At 73.3% G+C, this 16362-nt stretch carries 22 protein-coding genes and 2 pseudogenes; 7 read left to right on the top strand and 17 right to left on the bottom strand.

Features of this window, described 5'->3' with window-relative positions; translation table 11 throughout:
* Position 1 precedes the first annotated feature (1 nt).
* Positions 2-823, bottom strand: a complete 822-nt coding sequence (locus ACH54P_RS04895) for a Rossmann-fold NAD(P)-binding domain-containing protein (protein WP_489911121.1) — start codon at positions 821-823, stop codon at positions 2-4.
* 81 nt (positions 824-904) lie between these two features.
* Here ACH54P_RS04895 and ACH54P_RS04890 point away from each other — a divergent pair, with 81 nt between their 5' ends.
* Entirely contained in the window at positions 905-1837 is a 933-nt protein-coding gene (locus tag ACH54P_RS04890) for an AraC family transcriptional regulator (protein WP_489911120.1), read from the top strand.
* Here ACH54P_RS04890 and ACH54P_RS04885 read toward each other — a convergent pair.
* The 6 genes from ACH54P_RS04885 to ACH54P_RS04860 all read right to left on the bottom strand — a co-directional run bounded on the left by ACH54P_RS04885 (position 1809) and on the right by ACH54P_RS04860 (position 5872).
* On the bottom strand, positions 1809-2246 hold the full coding sequence (locus ACH54P_RS04885) for a YybH family protein (RefSeq protein ID WP_489911119.1): 438 nt from the start codon (positions 2244-2246) through the stop codon (positions 1809-1811). The two genes, ACH54P_RS04890 and ACH54P_RS04885, sit on opposite strands and share 29 nt — an antisense overlap.
* A complete protein-coding gene (locus tag ACH54P_RS04880) occupies positions 2243-2671 on the bottom strand; it encodes an SRPBCC domain-containing protein (RefSeq protein ID WP_489911118.1) in 429 nt (142 codons plus the stop codon). The genes ACH54P_RS04885 and ACH54P_RS04880 overlap by 4 nt, the downstream gene beginning before the upstream one ends.
* On the bottom strand, positions 2668-3009 hold the full coding sequence (locus ACH54P_RS04875; protein ID WP_489911117.1) for an ArsR/SmtB family transcription factor: 342 nt from the start codon (positions 3007-3009) through the stop codon (positions 2668-2670). The genes ACH54P_RS04880 and ACH54P_RS04875 overlap by 4 nt, the downstream gene beginning before the upstream one ends.
* A 40-nt stretch (positions 3010-3049) precedes the next feature.
* On the bottom strand, positions 3050-4156 hold the full coding sequence (locus ACH54P_RS04870) for a hypothetical protein (protein ID WP_489911116.1): 1107 nt from the start codon (positions 4154-4156) through the stop codon (positions 3050-3052).
* Positions 4157-4334: 178 nt separating this feature from the next.
* Positions 4335-5531, bottom strand: a complete 1197-nt coding sequence (locus ACH54P_RS04865) for an RNA polymerase sigma factor (RefSeq protein ID WP_489911115.1) — start codon at positions 5529-5531, stop codon at positions 4335-4337.
* Positions 5528-5872 carry a YciI family protein gene (locus ACH54P_RS04860; protein ID WP_489911114.1) on the bottom strand — a complete coding sequence of 115 codons (345 nt, stop codon included), beginning with the start codon at positions 5870-5872 and terminating at the stop codon, positions 5528-5530. Before ACH54P_RS04860 ends, ACH54P_RS04865 begins: the two co-directional genes overlap by 4 nt.
* Before the next feature lie 109 nt (positions 5873-5981).
* Between ACH54P_RS04860 and ACH54P_RS04855 the strand changes: the two genes are divergently transcribed.
* Together ACH54P_RS04855 and ACH54P_RS04850 are read left to right on the top strand one after the other, a co-directional pair.
* Entirely contained in the window at positions 5982-6776 is a 795-nt protein-coding gene (locus ACH54P_RS04855; RefSeq protein ID WP_489911113.1) for an alpha/beta fold hydrolase, read from the top strand.
* Positions 6777-6785: 9 nt separating this feature from the next.
* Positions 6786-7832 (top strand): site-specific integrase, encoded by a 1047-nt coding sequence (locus ACH54P_RS04850; protein ID WP_489911112.1) that lies wholly within the window; start codon positions 6786-6788, stop codon positions 7830-7832.
* Position 7833: 1 nt separating this feature from the next.
* Here ACH54P_RS04850 and ACH54P_RS04845 read toward each other — a convergent pair whose 3' ends face one another.
* Complete coding sequence (locus ACH54P_RS04845; protein WP_489911111.1) at positions 7834-8004, bottom strand: hypothetical protein; 171 nt, start codon at positions 8002-8004, stop codon at positions 7834-7836.
* A 25-nt stretch (positions 8005-8029) separates the two neighbouring features.
* Here ACH54P_RS04845 and ACH54P_RS04840 point away from each other — a divergent pair, with 25 nt between their 5' ends.
* Positions 8030-8539, top strand: coding sequence for a CGNR zinc finger domain-containing protein (locus ACH54P_RS04840; protein WP_489911110.1), 510 nt, complete (start codon positions 8030-8032; stop codon positions 8537-8539).
* A gap of 80 nt (positions 8540-8619) precedes the next feature.
* On the opposite strand, the pseudogene ACH54P_RS04835 reads toward ACH54P_RS04840, so the two are convergent.
* The 3 genes and pseudogenes from ACH54P_RS04835 to ACH54P_RS04825 form a co-directional block, all read right to left on the bottom strand.
* Positions 8620-8724 (bottom strand): annotated as a pseudogene (locus tag ACH54P_RS04835) (IS5/IS1182 family transposase); the annotation flags it as partial.
* Positions 8725-8754: 30 nt separating this feature from the next.
* A complete protein-coding gene (locus ACH54P_RS04830; RefSeq protein ID WP_489911109.1) occupies positions 8755-9498 on the bottom strand; it encodes an SRPBCC family protein in 744 nt (247 codons plus the stop codon).
* Complete coding sequence (locus tag ACH54P_RS04825) at positions 9495-10181, bottom strand: class I SAM-dependent DNA methyltransferase (protein ID WP_489911108.1); 687 nt, start codon at positions 10179-10181, stop codon at positions 9495-9497. The genes ACH54P_RS04830 and ACH54P_RS04825 overlap by 4 nt, the downstream gene beginning before the upstream one ends.
* 134 nt (positions 10182-10315) lie before the next feature.
* On the opposite strand from ACH54P_RS04825, the gene ACH54P_RS04820 reads away from it, so the two are divergent.
* A complete protein-coding gene (locus tag ACH54P_RS04820) occupies positions 10316-11092 on the top strand; it encodes an SGNH/GDSL hydrolase family protein (protein WP_489911107.1) in 777 nt (258 codons plus the stop codon).
* Here the strand turns inward: ACH54P_RS04820 and ACH54P_RS04815 are convergent.
* The 6 genes from ACH54P_RS04815 to ACH54P_RS04790 form a co-directional block, all read right to left on the bottom strand.
* Complete coding sequence (locus ACH54P_RS04815; protein WP_489911106.1) at positions 11072-11686, bottom strand: TetR/AcrR family transcriptional regulator; 615 nt, start codon at positions 11684-11686, stop codon at positions 11072-11074. The two genes, ACH54P_RS04820 and ACH54P_RS04815, sit on opposite strands and share 21 nt — an antisense overlap.
* Before the next feature lie 93 nt (positions 11687-11779).
* Positions 11780-12244 carry an SRPBCC family protein gene (locus ACH54P_RS04810; RefSeq protein ID WP_489911105.1) on the bottom strand — a complete coding sequence of 155 codons (465 nt, stop codon included), beginning with the start codon at positions 12242-12244 and terminating at the stop codon, positions 11780-11782.
* On the bottom strand, positions 12241-12561 hold the full coding sequence (locus tag ACH54P_RS04805) for a metalloregulator ArsR/SmtB family transcription factor (RefSeq protein WP_489911104.1): 321 nt from the start codon (positions 12559-12561) through the stop codon (positions 12241-12243). Before ACH54P_RS04805 ends, ACH54P_RS04810 begins: the two co-directional genes overlap by 4 nt.
* On the bottom strand, positions 12561-12947 hold the full coding sequence (locus ACH54P_RS04800) for a VOC family protein (protein WP_489911103.1): 387 nt from the start codon (positions 12945-12947) through the stop codon (positions 12561-12563). Before ACH54P_RS04800 ends, ACH54P_RS04805 begins: the two co-directional genes overlap by 1 nt.
* A 26-nt stretch (positions 12948-12973) precedes the next feature.
* Positions 12974-14506, bottom strand: a complete 1533-nt coding sequence (locus ACH54P_RS04795; protein WP_489911102.1) for an FAD-dependent monooxygenase — start codon at positions 14504-14506, stop codon at positions 12974-12976.
* A gap of 95 nt (positions 14507-14601) precedes the next feature.
* Positions 14602-15225 (bottom strand): TetR/AcrR family transcriptional regulator, encoded by a 624-nt coding sequence (locus ACH54P_RS04790; RefSeq protein WP_489911101.1) that lies wholly within the window; start codon positions 15223-15225, stop codon positions 14602-14604.
* A 160-nt stretch (positions 15226-15385) separates the two neighbouring features.
* Between ACH54P_RS04790 and ACH54P_RS04785 the strand changes: the two are divergent.
* Positions 15386-15884, top strand: a pseudogene (locus ACH54P_RS04785) (pyridoxamine 5'-phosphate oxidase family protein).
* Between the two features lie 68 nt (positions 15885-15952).
* Positions 15953-16357 (top strand): YciI family protein, encoded by a 405-nt coding sequence (locus tag ACH54P_RS04780; protein WP_489911100.1) that lies wholly within the window; start codon positions 15953-15955, stop codon positions 16355-16357.
* The last annotated feature ends 5 nt before the right edge of the window (positions 16358-16362 follow it).

The following is a 16362-nucleotide window of genomic DNA, read 5'->3' as shown; positions in this document are numbered from 1 at the left end:
TTCACCGTGCCCAGACCCCGGTCGCCGCGGCATCCCGCGCGAACTCGGCGAAATCCGTCGCCGGACGGCCCAGCACCCGCTCGACGTCGTGCGTCACCGCTTCGTTGCGGCCGTCGAGGACCCTCGCGAACAGCTCGGTCAGCGCGCCCGCCTCCGCCTCCGGCACGCCGTAGCCGACGGCCGCGGCGGCGTACTCCCCGGCGGAAACCGGAACATAGCGGACATCCCGCCCGGCCGCGGCCGAAATCTCCGCCGCGGCGCCGGCGAAACTCACGGCCCGCGGCCCGGTCAGCTCGTAGAGCCGGCCGGTGTGGCCGGGCTCGGTCAGCACCTTCACCGCGACGTCGGCGACGTCACGGACGTCGACGAACGGCTCGGTCACCGAGCCCGCCGGCAACGCGATCTCCCCGCCGCGCACCGCGTCCAGGAGGAAATGCTCGCTGAAGTTCTGCGCGAACCAGCTGCACCGCAGGATGGTCCAGCCGGTCCCGGCCCCCTGCACGATCCGCTCGCACGCTTCGGCCTCCTCCTCGCCGCGGCCGGAGAGCAGCACCAGGTGCCGCACACCCCGGCGCACGGCCAGCTCGGCGAACGCGCGGATGTCGCCGGCCGCCTCCGGCACCACCAGGTCGGGGTAGTAGGTCAGGTAGACCGCGTCGACGCCGGCCAGCACCGGCTCCCACGTCCCGCGATCGCTCCAGTCGAACGGCGGCACCCCGCGCCGCGACGTGATCCGCACCGGCAGGCCGCGCTCCCGCAGCCGGTCCGCCACCCGGCGCCCGGTCTTGCCGGTGCCGCCCACCACCAGGAATGTCGTTGTCATGGTCCTGAGTCAAGCGCACCGCCGTGAGACTCTCCATAGTTCACAGGCTCGTTTGCATGTTCCATCGTCTACAGTGCAGGCATGGACCCGCTCGCCGCGCTCCTCGACGGCCCCCGCGCCCACGGCGCGTTCCTGCTGCGCTCGGTGCTGACCCCGCCGTGGTCGCTGCGGATCGAGGACCGGGCGCCGCTGACCGTCGTGTCGGTGGTGCGCGGCGAAGCGTGGATCGTGCCCGACAACGGCGAAGCCGTCCTGATGGGCGAAGGCGACGTCGCGATCGCCCGCGGCCCGGACCCCTACCTGGTCGCCGACCACCCCGGGACGCCGCCGCAGGCGCTGATCCTGCCCGGCCAGGAGTGCCGCACCCCCGACGGCGGGCACCTCACCGAGCTCGCCCACGTCGGCGTCCGCACCTGGGGCCACGGCACCGACGGCCCGGTCGTGCTGCTCACCGGCACCTACGGCATGGAAGGCGAGCTGAGCAAGCGGCTCCTCGCGGCGCTGCCCACGCTGATCGTGCTGCGCGCGGCCGACTGGCCCACCCCGCTCGCCGGCCTGCTCGCCGCCGAAATCGGCCGGGACGTGCCCGGGCAGGAAGCCGTCCTCGACCGGCTGCTCGACCTGCTGCTGATCGCCGCGCTGCGGGCCTGGTTCGACCGGCCGGACACCAGCGCGCCCGCCTGGTACCGCGCCCACGACGACCCGGTGGTCGGGCAGGCGCTGCGGCTGCTGCAGCACCAGCCCGCCGAGCCGTGGACGGTCGCCAAGCTCGCCGCCGACACGGGCGTCTCCCGCGCCGCGCTGGCCCGGCGGTTCGCGGCCACCGTCGGCGAGACGCCGATGGCCTACCTCACCGGCTGGCGGCTCGCGCTCGCCGCGGACCTGCTGCGCCAGCGCCCGGACGCCACGATCGGCTCGGTCGCCCACCAGGTCGGCTACGGCAGCGCCTTCGCCCTCAGCACGGCCTTCAAGCGCGAATTCGGCGTCAGCCCGCAGCGGTACCGGTCGGCTTGAGGGCCGTCAGCGCCTGACCGGTGGCGCCGTCGAACGGCACCGAACTGTGCTCGTGGACGATCTTCCAACCGTCCTCGCCCCTGCGGAACCCGACGGTCGAGCGCACCCACATGTCCACCTCGGCGCCGTCGGTCATCGTGCCGCGAACCCGGAACAGGTAGTGCGCGAACCCGACATCGCCGTCGGCGACCACCTCGAGATCGTCGATCCGCAGGTCGATCGTCGAGCGGTAGGCGCCGAACCACTGCCGCAGCCGTTCTCGTTCGACGTCCCGGCCCCGGTCGCGCAGCGGGCCGAGCGCGTCGAACAGCGTGACGTCTTCGGCGTACTGGGCCACCAGCGTCTCGACGTCCTTCGCCGCCACGGCCCCGACCCGGGATTCGACGAGGGCGGCGAGTGCGGCGGTCATCGCAGCGCCTCGCCCAGCCGGTCCAGCCAGTCGCTGGTGCCCTGCTCACGCCACGCCGGCTCCTCCGCGCCGTCGAGGAAGGTGCCCTGCTCGGTGAGGACCAGGCGGGTGCCCTCGGCGTCGGCGGCGAGTTCGACGGTCGTCACCGAGACCGTCGCGAGCGTGTCGCCGCCGGTCAGCGTGGTGGCGTAGACGATCCGCTCGGCCGGCACGATGTCGTGGTAGGTCGAGGCGGCGGCGAGCGGCTTCCCGTCCGGGGTGCGGCCGCGGGTCACCTCGCGGCCGCCGACGCGGAAGTCCAGTTCGTGCGATTCCCCGCCGAACCAGCGCGCCTTCGCCGCCGGGTCCGCCCAGGCGGCGAACACGCGCTCCGGCGGTACGGGGTAGCTGCGTTCGAGCGTGAAGGTGGCGTGCGTGACGGTCATGACGGGCTCCCTTCCGAGGTCCCCGGCTCGGCGAGGAAGTCGCCGAGCCGGTCGAGCCTGCTCTCCCACGTCGTGCGCTGCCGGCCCAGCCAGTGCTCGCCGGCGCGCAGGACCTCCGGTTCGATCCGGCACGTCCGGACGCGCCCGACCTTCTCCGAGCGCACGATCCCGGCCGTTTCCAGGACCTGCAGGTGCTGCACCACCGCGGCGAGCGACATGGTCAGCGGCTCGGCCAGCTCACTGACCGACGCCGGACCGCGCACGAGCCGCTCCACCAGCGCCCGCCGGGTCCCATCACCCAGGGCGCGGAACACCAGGTCCAGCTCATGGTTAAGCATGTACTTAAGTTATGCCTGGTGGCCCGCAATAGTCAAGTAGCTACTTAAGCATTGCCTGGACGTCCTCCGGAAGGTCCGGGACCTCGCGCACGGCGGAGACGAGCTTCGCCAGCTCGCGCTCCGCGGTGTCCGCGCGGGTCAGGCACGCACGCAGTTCGGCGCCGAGGTTCGTGGTGGTCTCGTGCATCGACCGGACGGTTTGCTCGTGCTCGGCCAGCCGCTGATCGAACCCGGCGCGCAGGCGCTCGGCGTCCACCCGCGCCTGCTCGAAGGCGGCCTGCTGCGCGGCTTGGTGGGCAGCGACGGCCTGGGTGAGTTCTTCGCGCGCGGCGTCGAGGCGCCCAGCGGCCGCTTCGGCGCGGGCTTCGGCCGCCGCCAGCCGTTCGGCGGCCGTTTCGGCACGGGCTTCGGCCGCGGCCAGCCGTTCGGTGATCGCCTCGGCGCGGGCCTCGGCCGCCCGGCTGCGCCCGCGTTCTTCGTCGAGAGCCGCACGGGCGGCACCCAGTTCCGCGGTCAGGGTGGCGATCGCCGCGGCTCGCTCGCCGGCCAGCGCGGCGGCGGCCTCGCCCCGCTCGCCGACGCGGGCCAGCTCGTCGCGGACGGCGGCCAGCTGCCCTTCGGCGCGTTGCTGCTCCTGCACCGCGGCCCGGCGGGCGGCCCGCTCGGCATCCCGCTCCCGGACGGCCGCTGCCTTCTCCTTCTCCGCGGCGGCCGCGTCCCGGACGGCCTCATCGGCGGTCTCGCGCGCCTGGGCCGCTTCGGCTTCGGCGAGGCCACGCTGACGGCGGTGGTCGTCGGCTTCGGCCAGGGCCGCGTCCCGTTCGGCGAGCGCGGTGGCGGTGGTCGCCTCGAGCTGGTGGCGCAGCGTGGTGAGCGTCTCGACGAGCCCGCGGGCCGGTTCGAGCACCCGGTCGACCTGCCCGGCGAGCGCTGTGACGGCGGTGTCATCGAGCTCGGTGTCGCTCTCCCGCAGCGACTCGGCGTCCGCCAGGACGGCCTCGGCGTCCCGGCAGCTGAGGTTCCGCCGCCCCCAGGTCTTCCCGTCCTGACAGAACCGCGCCCGGCTCCCGCGCCCCACCGCGGGCGGCAGCGGCGCCCCGCAGCGCCGGTACTCGCAGATTCGGGCCTGACCAGCATCGTCCGACATGCCGGAGACTCTATCAAAGCTTCTGATTAGAACTAGAAGCATCTGTTCAAAATCAGAAGATTAGCCGGACCACGCCTGGGTTGGGATAAGGTCACATATCCAAACTCAGGACACAGCAGATGACCGAAGTGGGGAAGAGGGGCAAATGGGGGGCCTGAAAAACTGGGCCGCCCAATCGTCAACTCCGGGTTGACGATTGGGCTCGCTTCCGTTCCAGCAATGCCCTCTCGGCCGAGTTGGCCGTCAACGCGATCGCCGTCGTGTAGGCCTCGACCGCTTCCCCGGTGCGGCCGAGACGATCCAGCAGATCCGCCCGGATCGCGTGGTACAGCCCGAACCGGGCCAGCTCGAGGTCCTCGACCAACGCCAACGCCGCCGCGGGACCGTCGACCTCGGCCACGGCGACCGCCCGGTTCAGGGCCACCACCGGCGTCGGCGTCACGGCCAGGAGCTGGTCGTAGAGCGCCTTGACCTGGGACCAGTCCGTGGGCGCGTCGGTGTGGACGGCCTGGATCGCCGCCTGGATCTGGTACGGGCCCGGCTGGTCGCGGCGCAGGCAGCGGCGGACGATCTCGTGGCCCTCGGCGATCAGGTCCGCGTCCCACCGGGAACGGTCCTGGTCGGCCAGCAGCACCAGCTCGCCGTCGGCGGTGGTGCGGGTGGGGCGGCGGGCGTCGATGAGCAGCATCAACGCCAGCAGACCCCACACCTCGGGCTCGTCGGGCATCAGCCCGGCCAGGACGCGGGTGAGCCGGATCGCCTCGCGGCACAGGTCTTCCCGGACCAGTTCCTCCCCCGCGCTGGCCGTGTAGCCCTCGTTGAAGATCAGGTACAGCACGCCGAGCACCGCCGCCAGCCGCGCGGGCAGGTCGGCGTCCTGCGGGACGCGGTAGGGGATGCCGGCGTCGCGGATCTTGTTCTTCGCGCGGACGATCCGCTGGGCCATGGCCGGCTCGGCGACCAGGAACGCCGACGCGATCTCCGTCGTCGTCAGGCCGCCGAGCAGCCGCAGGGTCAGCGCGACCTGGGTGGGGCGGGCCAGCGCGGGGTGGCAGCAGGTGAAGATCAGCCGGAGCCGTTCGTCGGGCACGGCGCCCTCCTCGACGGGCTCGGATTCGGAGTGCAGGAGGGCGGCCTGGGCGTGCTTGTCCTCCCGGGCGGCTTCGCGGCGGAGTCGGTCGATGGCGCGGTTGCGGGCCGTGGTGATGATCCAGCCCGCCGGGCTCGGCGGGAGCCCGGCGGCCGGCCACCGCCGGACGGCTTCGGCGAACGCGTCCTGGACGGCTTCCTCGGCGATGTCGATGTTGCCGAAGACCCGGACGAGCACCGACACCGCGCGGCCGTACTCCGCGGCGAAGACGCCCTCGACGTTCATCCGCTGAACGGCCGCACTTCGACGGGCAGCGGGGCGACGGCGTCGGCGAGGCGGCCGCCCCAGGCGAGGGCCGCGTCGAGGTCGGGTGCGGTGATGATCGTGAACCCGCCGAGGTGTTCCTTGCCCTCGGTGTAGGGGCCGTCGGTGACGAGGGTGCCGCCGTTGTCGGCCCGCAGCACGGTGGCGGTCGACGGCGGGTGCAGGCCGCCGGCGAACACCCACGCCCCGGCGGCCTTCAGGTCGGCGTTCAAGGCGTCGAGCTTCTTGACGATGCCGTCGAGCACGTCGGGCGGCGGGGTCGGGCCGTCGGGCTGGTAGATGCTGAGCAGGTACTGCTTCACCGTGTCCTCCTCGGGTCGGTGCCGTCACCGCTCACACGAACGGCTCCCGAGCGGATCGACAGCGTCCCGGGACGAATTTTCCGTGGACAGGGCCGGAAGGATCAAGGGCATGAGGATCCACGCGTCCGACCACGAGACCACCGTGACCGTCCGCGGCACCCGCGGGCCCGCCGTGCTGCTCGTCCATTCCCTCGGCCTGGACCGCCGGATGTGGGACCCGGTGCTGGACCGGCTCGCCGAAGGGCGCCGGGTGTTCGCCTACGACGTCCGCGGCCACGGATCAGTGGCAACCCAGGCACCCCTGCCGTTCACGATGGCGGCCACCGCCGCCGACCTCGTCGCCGTGCTGGACGCGCTGGAGCTGGACACCGCCCACGTCGCCGGGTTGTCGCTGGGCGGGGCGATCGCGCAGAGTGCCGCCGTGGCCGCGCCGGACCGGTTCGCGTCCCTCACCTTGATGGCCGCGCCGGACCGGCCGGTCCCCGAGGCGTTCGAGGAGCGCGCGCGGATCGCCGAGACCGGTGGCATGACCCCGCTGGTCGAACCGACCCTGGCCCGCTGGTTCACCCCGGCCGCCCTGGCCGCGGACACCGGCGGCGTCCGCTACGCCCGCGACTGCCTCACCTCCTTCGACCCCGTGACGTGGGCGTCGATCTGGCGCGGCTACGGCGGCCTCGACGTCTACGAGCGGCTTCGCGGCTTCACCGCTCCCGCGCTGGCGCTCGCCGGTGACGCGGACGCGTCGATCACGGTCGAGGGCATGGCCGCCATCGCCGCCCGGATCGGCGGCGGCGCGAAGTTCGAGGTCGTGGCCGGCGCCCCGCACATCCAGACGCTGGAACGCCCCGAAGCGGTGGCCGCCGCCCTGGCCGGGTTCCTGCCCGCGGAGATCGACATCCCGTAACCTCGGCGGGTGCGTGGCGACCTGGAACCGGTGACCGAAGCGGCCCTGGCCGCCGCGAGCCCGCAGGACCGGCTCGCGCTGCTCGACGAGGCCGCGGCCCGGCACGTCGACGGGCAGCGGCCGCCGAACACGCTCAAGGCCTACGCCCAGGACTGGCAGGTGTGGCAGGACTACACCGCCGAAGCCGGGATCCCGCCGCTCTCGGCGTCGATCGGCGCGCTGACCGGGTTCGTCGTGTGGCTCGAACGCGGGCGCACGCTGCGGCCCGACGAGCGCGCGGTGCCCGAAGTGCCGGAACGGGCCGCCCCGGCGGCGCCCTCGACGATCGAACGGCGGCTCACCGGAGCGCTCGCCGGGCTGCGGCACCACAAGGTCGTCGTCGACCCCGAAGCGAGCCGCGCCGCCTGGCGCGCGTTGAAGGGGTACCGGCAGCGGCTCGCCCGGGAGGGGATCCAGCGCGGCCGCGGCAAGGCCACCATGGTCACCCTCGCCGACCTGCGGGCGATGTCCCGCGCGTGTCCCGACACGCTCGCCGGCGCCCGCGACCGGGCGATGCTGCTGATCGGGTTCCCCATCGCGGCGCGCTGCTCGGATCTGGCGAACCTGCTGGTCACCGACGTCGAACCGGTCGACGACCGGGGGCTGGCGGTGACCGTGCGGCACGGCAAGAGCACCGGCGACATGGTCGTCCCGCGGCGCGAGAGCCCCGACACCGACCCGGTGCGGGCCTGGCACGCGTGGCGGTCCGGGGCGGGGATCACCGAGGGGCCGGCGTTCCGGCGGGTCGACCGGCACGGCAACGTCGGCGAACCCGCGCTGAGCACCACCGGCGTCAACCAGATCCTCACCCGCGCCGGGGTGCGGGCGGCGCTGCCGTACCCGGTGACCGGGCACTCCCTGCGGTCCGGGTTCGCCACGGAGGCGCGCCGGGCCGGGGCCGACGACCTCGCGATCGCCGACCAGGGCCGCTGGGTGCGGGGCAGCCGCGCGCTCTACGAGTACATCCGCCGGGTCGACCAGTGGAACGACAACGCGGCCGGCGTGCTGGACCTCTGATTCACGGGGTCAGCCGGGCCCGGGTGGCGCCGACGACTTCGCCGTCGAGGCGGGCGAGCCAGCTGCCGCAGACGCAGCGCACGTAGTCGAGGCGGTGGGAGACGGGCTGCGCCGCGGTCGCCGGGAGTTCGGCGAGCGGCCAGCCGCAGCGGGGGCCACGGTTCCGGTCCATGCCCCGATCGTGGTGTAATGACTTAGTGCACTTCAACCCTTACGGCGGCCCGGCCGCGCTCGTGGCCGCCGACCTGGTGAACGCGGGGTCCGCGAGCGAGCTCCTCGACGGGATGGTCCGCAACGGCATGGCCATCGCGACCCTCACCGCCGAGGAGGCGGCGCGGATCGGCACGTGGGCGAGCCGGTTGCGCCCGGTGTTCGCCGCCGATCCCGCGTCGCGCCCGGAGCTGGTCAACGACCTGCTCGCCGAGGCCGCGTGCCGGCCGTACATCACCACCCACGACGGCAAACCCCCGCACCTGCACTACTCCGCCGAAGACGCCGGGCCGGTCGGCCGGGTCCGCGCCTACACCGCGGGCGGGCTCGCCCACCTCGTCTGCGAGGCCCCGGACCGCCTCGGCATCTGCAGCCGCGAAGGCTGCGAAACGGCGTACGTCGACACCTCACGCAACGGCCGCCGCCGGTTCTGCTCGACGCGGTGCGCCACCCGCGTCCACGTCGCCGACCACCGGGCCCGGCAGGTCAGCGCCTAGTCGCTGTCCTGTAAGTCATCGAAGCCAGCGGACGATGGCGGCGATAGCGAGTTCAGCCCCAGTAACGGCACCAACTGAGGATTGTCGCCCGCCTGGCCCGGCGTGAGCAGGAACCGCATCGGCAGACCACGCCCGTCGACCGCGAGATGGATCTTCGTGCCCAGCCCGCCCCGGGACCGGCCGAGTCCCAAGATCAACGACTTACAGGACACGCCCTAGGCGAACACCTCGGCCAGGAACGTCCGCCAGTCCTGCTCCTCGGCCTCGGGGTCGACGTCGCCGAAGTGGTGGCGTCCCACGCCGATCCGCCAGCCGAAGGCGTTGCGGCCGTAGAACCGGTAGAGGGCGTCCGCGGTCCGGATGCCGAGGAAGCCGGGGGCCGCGTAGTCGACGACACCGCCGGCGCCGCGCACGGTCACGCGGTCGCCGACGTCCTGCGTCACGCCGAGTGCTTCGACCAGTTTGGTGAAGCCGTCGGCCTGCGCCGAGGATTCGGGTGCTTCGGTCATCGCGTAGGTGGCGGCGCGGCCGGCGAAGTGGGCGAGGTACTCGCCGAGGGAGTGGTAGTAGAAGGCCGTGTGCCGGCGGCAGGCGTCGTAGTTGGTGTCCCAGTCCTCGAGGAAGACGCCGCGGTGGACGAACGTCAGGTGGGTGGCGTCGCCGCGGCGCTCGAAGGTGTAGTCGAGGTCGTTGAACCAGCCGTCCTTCTCGCAGCGCGTCGCGAAGTGCTCGCCCGGCTGCCACGCGGTCACCTCTCCGCCGTAGAAGGTCAGCCCGGACTCGCGCCCGCCGACCCACGGCTCGTACCGGATGGGCCACGACCAGCTCCCGGCGTCGACGGTGACGGCGCGCCAGCAGTCCTCCGGCGCGGCGGCCAGCGTCCCCTCGAACCCGACTTCGAATTCCTTCGCCATGGCGTTCAGCTCCCTGGTGCGTCCCGGCTTCTGCAAGGACGTCATCCGGGCAATGGCGGATTCGACACCGGCCGCGGAGATTTTCCGGCCCGCCAGGCGAGCACCGTCGGGGTGGGCCGGCCGCCTTCGGCGAACCGCTCGAACGTCAAGCCCGCGTCGAGGACGGCGTGGAACAGCGCGGGCAACGGCAGGTGAGTGGCCCCGACCTTGTCCCGCAGGCCCTGGTCGGTCCACGACGCCGTCGTCCAGCCGGGCTCGCGGTAGCCGGGCCGGATCACCACCGCCCGGTCGTCCGAGCGGTCGGCGAACCCGCCGCAGAAACACGGGTGCACGCCGACGTGCACGAACACCCCGCCGGGCGCGAGGACGCGCGCCGCCTCGCGGAGCACCGCCGGGTACGCGGGCATGTCCGTGTGCACCATGATCGCCACGACGGCGGGCACCGAGCCGCCGGCGATCGGGAGCGCCCCGGCGTCGCCCTGCGCGACCGGCAGCCGCCGCCCGGCGTGCCGCAGCATCCCGGCGGAGACGTCGACGCCGAGCGGGGTCCGGCCCAGCTCCCGGAGCACCCCGGCGTGGACGCCCGTTCCGCAGCCCAGCTCGAGGCACGGCCCGGAGCCGGGGCCGAGGAGGTCCCGCAGCGTGGGTCCGATGGCCAGCGGGTCCTCGCGCTGCCCGGCGAGGAAGGTCGTTTCGTACCAGTCGGCGATCGCGTCGTAGGCCGTCATGCTTCCCGTCTACCGGCCGGGCACGGGAGCGGGCCAGGGATTCCGCGTGCGGCGGAACCGAGCGGCCGGCGGGCCGAGCCGAACCGGTGGCGGCCGGGTCCGGGGTGACCGGCGTCGCTGCCTAGACTGGACACATGAGCAAGCGCTTAGTGGCCCTGGGGGACTCCTTCACCGAAGGCGTCGGGGACGACGATCCCGCCGCCCCGAACGGGGTGCGCGGCTGGGCCGACCGCACCGCCGAACAGCTCGCCGCCCGCGAGCCGGGCTTTCGCTACGCCAACCTCGCGATCCGGGGCAAGCTGCTGGGTCAGGTGCTGGCCGAGCAGCTCGAGCCGGCGCTGGCCATGGAACCCGACCTCGTCACCCTCTACGCCGGCGGGAACGACCTGATGCGGCCCAAGGTCGACATCGACGGGCTCATGGACCGCTACGAAGCCGGGGTCGAGCGGATCCGGGCGACCGGCGCCCGCCTGGTGTTGTTCACCGGGGTCGACGGCGTCGAGGACGCGCTGTTCCGCAGGATCCGCGGCCGGGTGGCGATCTACAACGAGCACGTCCGCGGCATCGCGGCCCGGCACGGCGCGCTGCTGGTCGACCTGTGGGCGATGCGGCAGCTGCGTGACCGGCGGCTCTGGGCGCCGGACCGGCTGCACCTCAACGCGCTCGGCCACACCGAGGTCGCGATCGCGGTGCTGCACGTCCTCGGCGTCGACCACCCGCTGACGGCCGGCGAGCTCGGCCCCCGTGCCGTGCTGAGCCCGGCGCAGCGCCGCAGCCAGAACCTGCGGTGGGCGCAGGAGCACGCGCTGCCGTGGGTGCGTCGCCGGCTGCGCGGCGAGTCGTCCGGGGACACGCTGACCGCGAAGCGCCCGACGCTGGAGCCGGTCGGCTCAGCCCCGCTCCCCCGCTGATGCGCCGGGGCGGAGGCCGTCGAAGAGGATTTCCACGGCCCGGTCGCGCAGGCGCGCGTCCGGGCCGGCGTACTCGGCCGCCCGCGCGACCCCGATGATCACCGTGATCAGCTCGCCGACGACGAGGTCCTTCCGGACGGCCCCCGCCCCCTGCGCGCGGGACAGCAGCACGCCGAGGGACTGGATCAGCCGGGCGCCGATGTCGGACTTCGTGGTCGGCAAGCTGACGCCGGCCGCGGTCAGCGCTTCGAAGTAGGCGTTCTTCGCGCTGGACATCTCGATCCAGCTGGTGAGGAACGCGAAGAACGCGCCACCCGGGTCGTCGGAGTCCGCGGTGACGACGGCTTCGGCCTCGTCGACGAACCGGCGCAGCCGGGCGACGAGCACCGCTTCGAGCAAGGCTTCCTTCGTCGGGAAGTGCCGGAACACGGTGCCGATGCCGACGCCGGCGGCGCGGGCGACCTCCTCGGTCGGCGCCCCGGTGCCCTTCGCGGCGAACACGCTCTCGGCCGCCTCCAGCACGCGCGCCCGGTTGCGCCGGGCGTCGGCGCGCAGGGGCTTCGACGCGTGGGGATCAGCGGCGGCGGGGGTCACCACCCGATCGTACTGTGCTGATCGTGACCGATCCGGCCGGCAGCCACGGCGGAACGGGTGCCGGTGAGCGGGTCGGCTCCGGACCGTGTCCGCCTACTTTCGGCCGGATTGGTCACCGGCCGGGTCCGGCAGCGAGTCCAGCAGCCGGGCCAGCGCCCGCGGCACGTGGGAACGCCAGCCGCCACCCATGATCCGCCGGGAGACGCGCTGGAACTCGTCGTCGGGGTCGAAGCCTTCGTGGCTGAGGAAGAGCCGGGTGCCGGTACCCTCCGGTGCCAGCCGCCAGGTGACCGTCCACTGCGGACCCCAGCGGATGCTGAGCTTGCGCTCGGGCTCGACCTCGAGGACCTCGCACGCGACCGGGCCGCCGGCGAACCCGGCCGCCGGCACCGGCTCGGCCAGCAGCTCGAACCGGTGCCCCACCACGGGTTTGATGTCGTTGGGCATGTTGATCCAGCGTTCGAGCAGGTCCGGCTCGGTGAGCGCGCGCCACACCTTGCGGGCCGGGTGGGCGAGGAACTGGTCGACGTGGATCGCGGCCGGGTCGTCGTCGGTCACAGGTCCTCTTCCTCGTCCAGCAGGTCACGCAGGTTGGCGAGCTTGCTGCGCCAGAACCGCTCGTACGGCGTGAGCCAGTCCGCGACCTCTTCGAGCGGGGCCGCGTCCAGGCGGTAGACGCGGTGGCGGCCCTGGCGCTGCTCGCTGACCAGCCCGGCCTGCCGGAGCACCCGAAGGTGTTCCGAAAGGCTGGGCCGGGCCATCGCGAACCGCTCGGCGATCGCGCCGGCGGCCATCGGGCCGTCCAGCAGCAGCCGCAGGACCTCGCGCCGGGCCGGGCTGGCCAGCGCGGCGAACACGTCGTCGTGGACCGGCATCAGCGCGGGACGTTGCCGAAGCCCGACGGCTCGAGCAGGCCGAGCGTGTGGCCGTCGAGGTCCTTGAACGACGTCGCGCGGCCCCACGGCCGGTCCTGCGGCTCGGCGACCTCGACCCCGGCCGCCCGCAGCGCGGTGATGTCGGCGTCGAGGTCGGTCGTCTGCAGCTGGAAGTGCCGTGGTCCCGGCTCGATGCCGGTGACCTGCTGGTCGGTCAGCACCACCCCGGTCTGCGCACCCTTCGGCGCGACCATCACGAACCGGCCGCCCTCGGGCGTGCGACGGTCGACGAGGGCTTCGAAGCCGAGCTTGCCGACGTAGAAGTCCCGCGCGCGGGCGTGGTCGGCGACGGGCAGGGTCAGGAACTGCACGTGGGTGATCGTCATGCCCGCGACAATACGTAGGAGATCTCCTACGCGTCAAGGGGGTTGCCGAACCACCGTTCGAGGGCGGACCGCAGGGCCTTCCGGTCGGCGTCGTCGGGCTCCGCCGAGCCGGTCGCCCAGGCGACGTAGCAGTCCGGCCGCAGCAGCATCGCGGTCGCGGGCGCCTCCCCCGCGGGCCGGGCGGTGACGACGTCGACGCGGTCGGTCCAGCCGCGCAGTTCGCCGCCGAGCGAGCCGCCTTCGGTCAGGTCCAGCAGCAGCGGCCGGCCGGTGCGGGTCAGCTCGGCCAGCCGGACGCCGTCGCCGAACTCGACGTCCGGGGCCCACCGGCCGTCGAGCGGGTGGTCGGTGGCCGCCTCGTAGCGGATGTCGGCGCCGGACATGAGGTTCGCGATGTGCCGCACGGTGCCCGGCAGCCGGAGCAGCTCACCGAACAGCTCGCGCAGCGCGGTGACCTCGCCGCCGGGCGCGATGAGCGCGGACTGGGCCTGGGTGTGCATGACGACCCGTTCGGCCGCCGGACGGCGCTCGGCCTCGTAGGTGTCGAGCAGTCCCGGCGGCGCCCAGCCGTGGATCTCGGCGGCGAGCTTCCAGCCGAGCCCGATCGCGTCCTGCATGCCGAGGTTGAGCCCGGGGCCGCCCATCGCGGAGTGGACGTGGGCCGCGTCGCCGACCAGCAGCACGCGGCCGTCGCGGAAGCGGTCGGCCAGCCGGGTGTTGCGCCCGTGGAGCCGCCTCGCCAGGTGCGGGCCGTCGCCTTCGGGCGGGCCCAGCGGGACGTCGGCACCGAGGACGCGGCGGATGCTCGCGCGCAGCTCGTCCAGGGTCATGGCCGTGTCGTCGCCGGTGTCGTCCGCCACCCACTCGACGGTCGTCACGGATGTGCCGGCCGCCAGCGGCGCGTAGACGAAGAGCCCGGTTTCGGTCCGGTAGTGCGAGAGCGGCGGGATGACGCCGTGACCCGGCACCCGCAACCCGCCGGTCACGGGGTCGAGGAGTTCGGGCGGGACGGTGGCGTGGGCCGAGCGCGAGACGCTGCGGTCGTCCGTGACGCCGGGGAAGCCGATGCCGGCGAGCTTCCGGGTGGCGCTGCGGCCGCCGTCCGCGCCGACGAGGTACCGGGTTTCGAGGGTGTAGGCGCCGTCCGGTCCGGTGATCTCGACGGTGACGCGGTCGGCGTCCTGGCCGAGGCCGGTGAGCTGATGCCCGCGGCGGATCTCGACACCCAGTTCGGTGGCGCGGCCGGAGAGCATCGCCGCGATTTTCCGTTGCGGGACGGGCAGCAGGTGGAACGGCGTGTCGGGCGCGAGCGTGAGGTCGAGCGGCATGGCACCGAAGACGAAGCGGGGCGCGGGCGGGCCGAGCGGCCCGGCGAGCCGCTCGTAGAGGCCGCGGCGGTCCAGCATCCGGACGACCTGGCCGACCATGCCGTTGGCGCGGTGCTCGGTGCTGGGTTCGGGCAGCCGTTCGAGGACGAGGGGCCGGATTCCGGCGAGGCTGAGCTCGCAGGCGAGCATCAGGCCGTTGGGGCCGGCTCCGGCGATGACGACGTCGTGCATGGCGGGACTCCTTGGGTACGAAGGAAAGGGCAGGAGGAAAAGGGCAGGACGAATCCGCCCGGCGGGTGCCGGGCGCCCTCAGTGGTCCGGGAAGGTCAGTGCGGTGCGGGCAGGCCCGCGGCGAGCCGGCCGAAGACGTCGCGCAGGAGCTCGGCCATCGACTCCGGCGGTTCGGTGCTCAGCCACTGCTGGATGACGACGTTGAACGCGGCGACCACGGTGGCCGCCACCAGCCGGGGGTAGAGGTCCTTCCCGGCGTCGGTGCCGGTGCGGTCGGCGATCACCGCGGCGTACTCGGCTTCGGCCGCGGCGCCGGCTTTCGCGAACTCGCTCTGCAGCGCGGGCTCGGCGACCATCAGCCGGATCCCGCTGAGCCACTGCTCGTCGGGGACGAGCTTTTCGGGCGCGCGCTCGCCGAGGGCGAACCCGGCCAGGGCCGCCTCCGTGATGGCGATCCAGATCGGTTCGCCGGCGGGGCGCAGCCGCAGCTGCTCGGCGATCGTGCGGGCCCGCTCGAGGTGGCGGGCCGCGATCGCCTCGCCCTTGGTGGCGAAGTAGTTGCTGAAGGTGCGGGTGGACACCCCGGCTTCGGCGGCGATGTCCTCGATACGGACGTTGTCCAGCCCGCGTTCCACCACCAGCCGGATGGTCGCCCAGCTCAGCGCGATGCGGGTTTCCCGCTTCTTGCGTTCCCGCAGCCCGCCCTCGCCGGTGTCCATGAACCCACCATACAGAAACTTGCAGACTCTGCAAACTTGCAGAGTCTGCAAGTTTGGCGAGTCCGGAAATTTCTTCGCCGCCGGTGTCGAGAATGTCGGCGCGGCTCCGTCCCAGGACCACGAGCGGCCCTCCCGGCCGCCCCGAACCGGAGGAACCACCGTGCACGCGAACGAGATCACCGAGGTCCTCAACCGCCCGCACAGCCAGGAGCTGCTGGCCCGCGACGTGACCCGCCTGGCCTACGTCGCCAAGGACGGCACGCCCCGCGCCGGTCCCCATCGCGTTCACCTGGAACGGCTCCGAGATCGTCATGTGCACCTCGAAGAACGCCCCCAAGCTCCCGTCCCTGCGCGAGAACCCGATGGTCGCCCTGACGATCGACACCGAGGTGCACCCGCCCAAGATCCTGCTGATCCGCGGCCGGGCCGAGCTGGACGTCGTCGACGGCATCCCGGACGAGTACCTGCAGATGAACGGCAGCTACCAGATGACGCCCGAGCAGCGGGTCGAGTGGGAGGCGGAGGTTCGCTCGCTCTACGACGGCATGGTCCGGATCGTCGTGACCCCGACGTGGGCGAAGCTGATCGACTTCGAGACGACCCTGCCGAGCGCGGTCGAGGAACTGGCCCGGCAGCGGGAAGAGAGCCGGCGCGCCTGAGCGCCCACGCCGTCCACCGAACACCCACCCCGGCCAGAATGGGCCGGGAAACCCCGAGGGAGCACCCGATGGCCAAGTACCTGCTGCTCAAGCACTACCGCGGCGCGCCGGCGCCGGAAAACAACGTCCCGATGGACCAGTGGACGCCGGAGGAGGTCACCGCCCACGTCCAGTACATGGCCGACTTCGGCACGCGGCTGGAGGCCACCGGCGAGTTCGTCGAGCACCAGGCGCTCTCCCCCGGCGGCACGTTCGTGCGGGCCGGCGGCGAAGGACAGCCGGTCACCGACGGCCCGTTCGCGGAGACCAAGGACCTGATCGCCGGCTGGACGGTGATCGACGTCGAGAGCTACGAGCGGGCCCTCGAGCTGGCCGCCGAGCTGTCCGCGGCGCCGGGTGCGGGCGGGCGGCCGGTCAACGAGTGGCTCGAGCTGCGCCCGTTCTACGCCCCGCCGCAGACCATCACGGAGTGACCCGA

It is taken from the genome of Amycolatopsis sp. N2S4-7 (assembly GCF_058119595.1).
The sequence above is the reverse complement of the archived record's forward strand: the minus strand, read 5'-3'. Positions and strand labels throughout refer to the sequence as shown.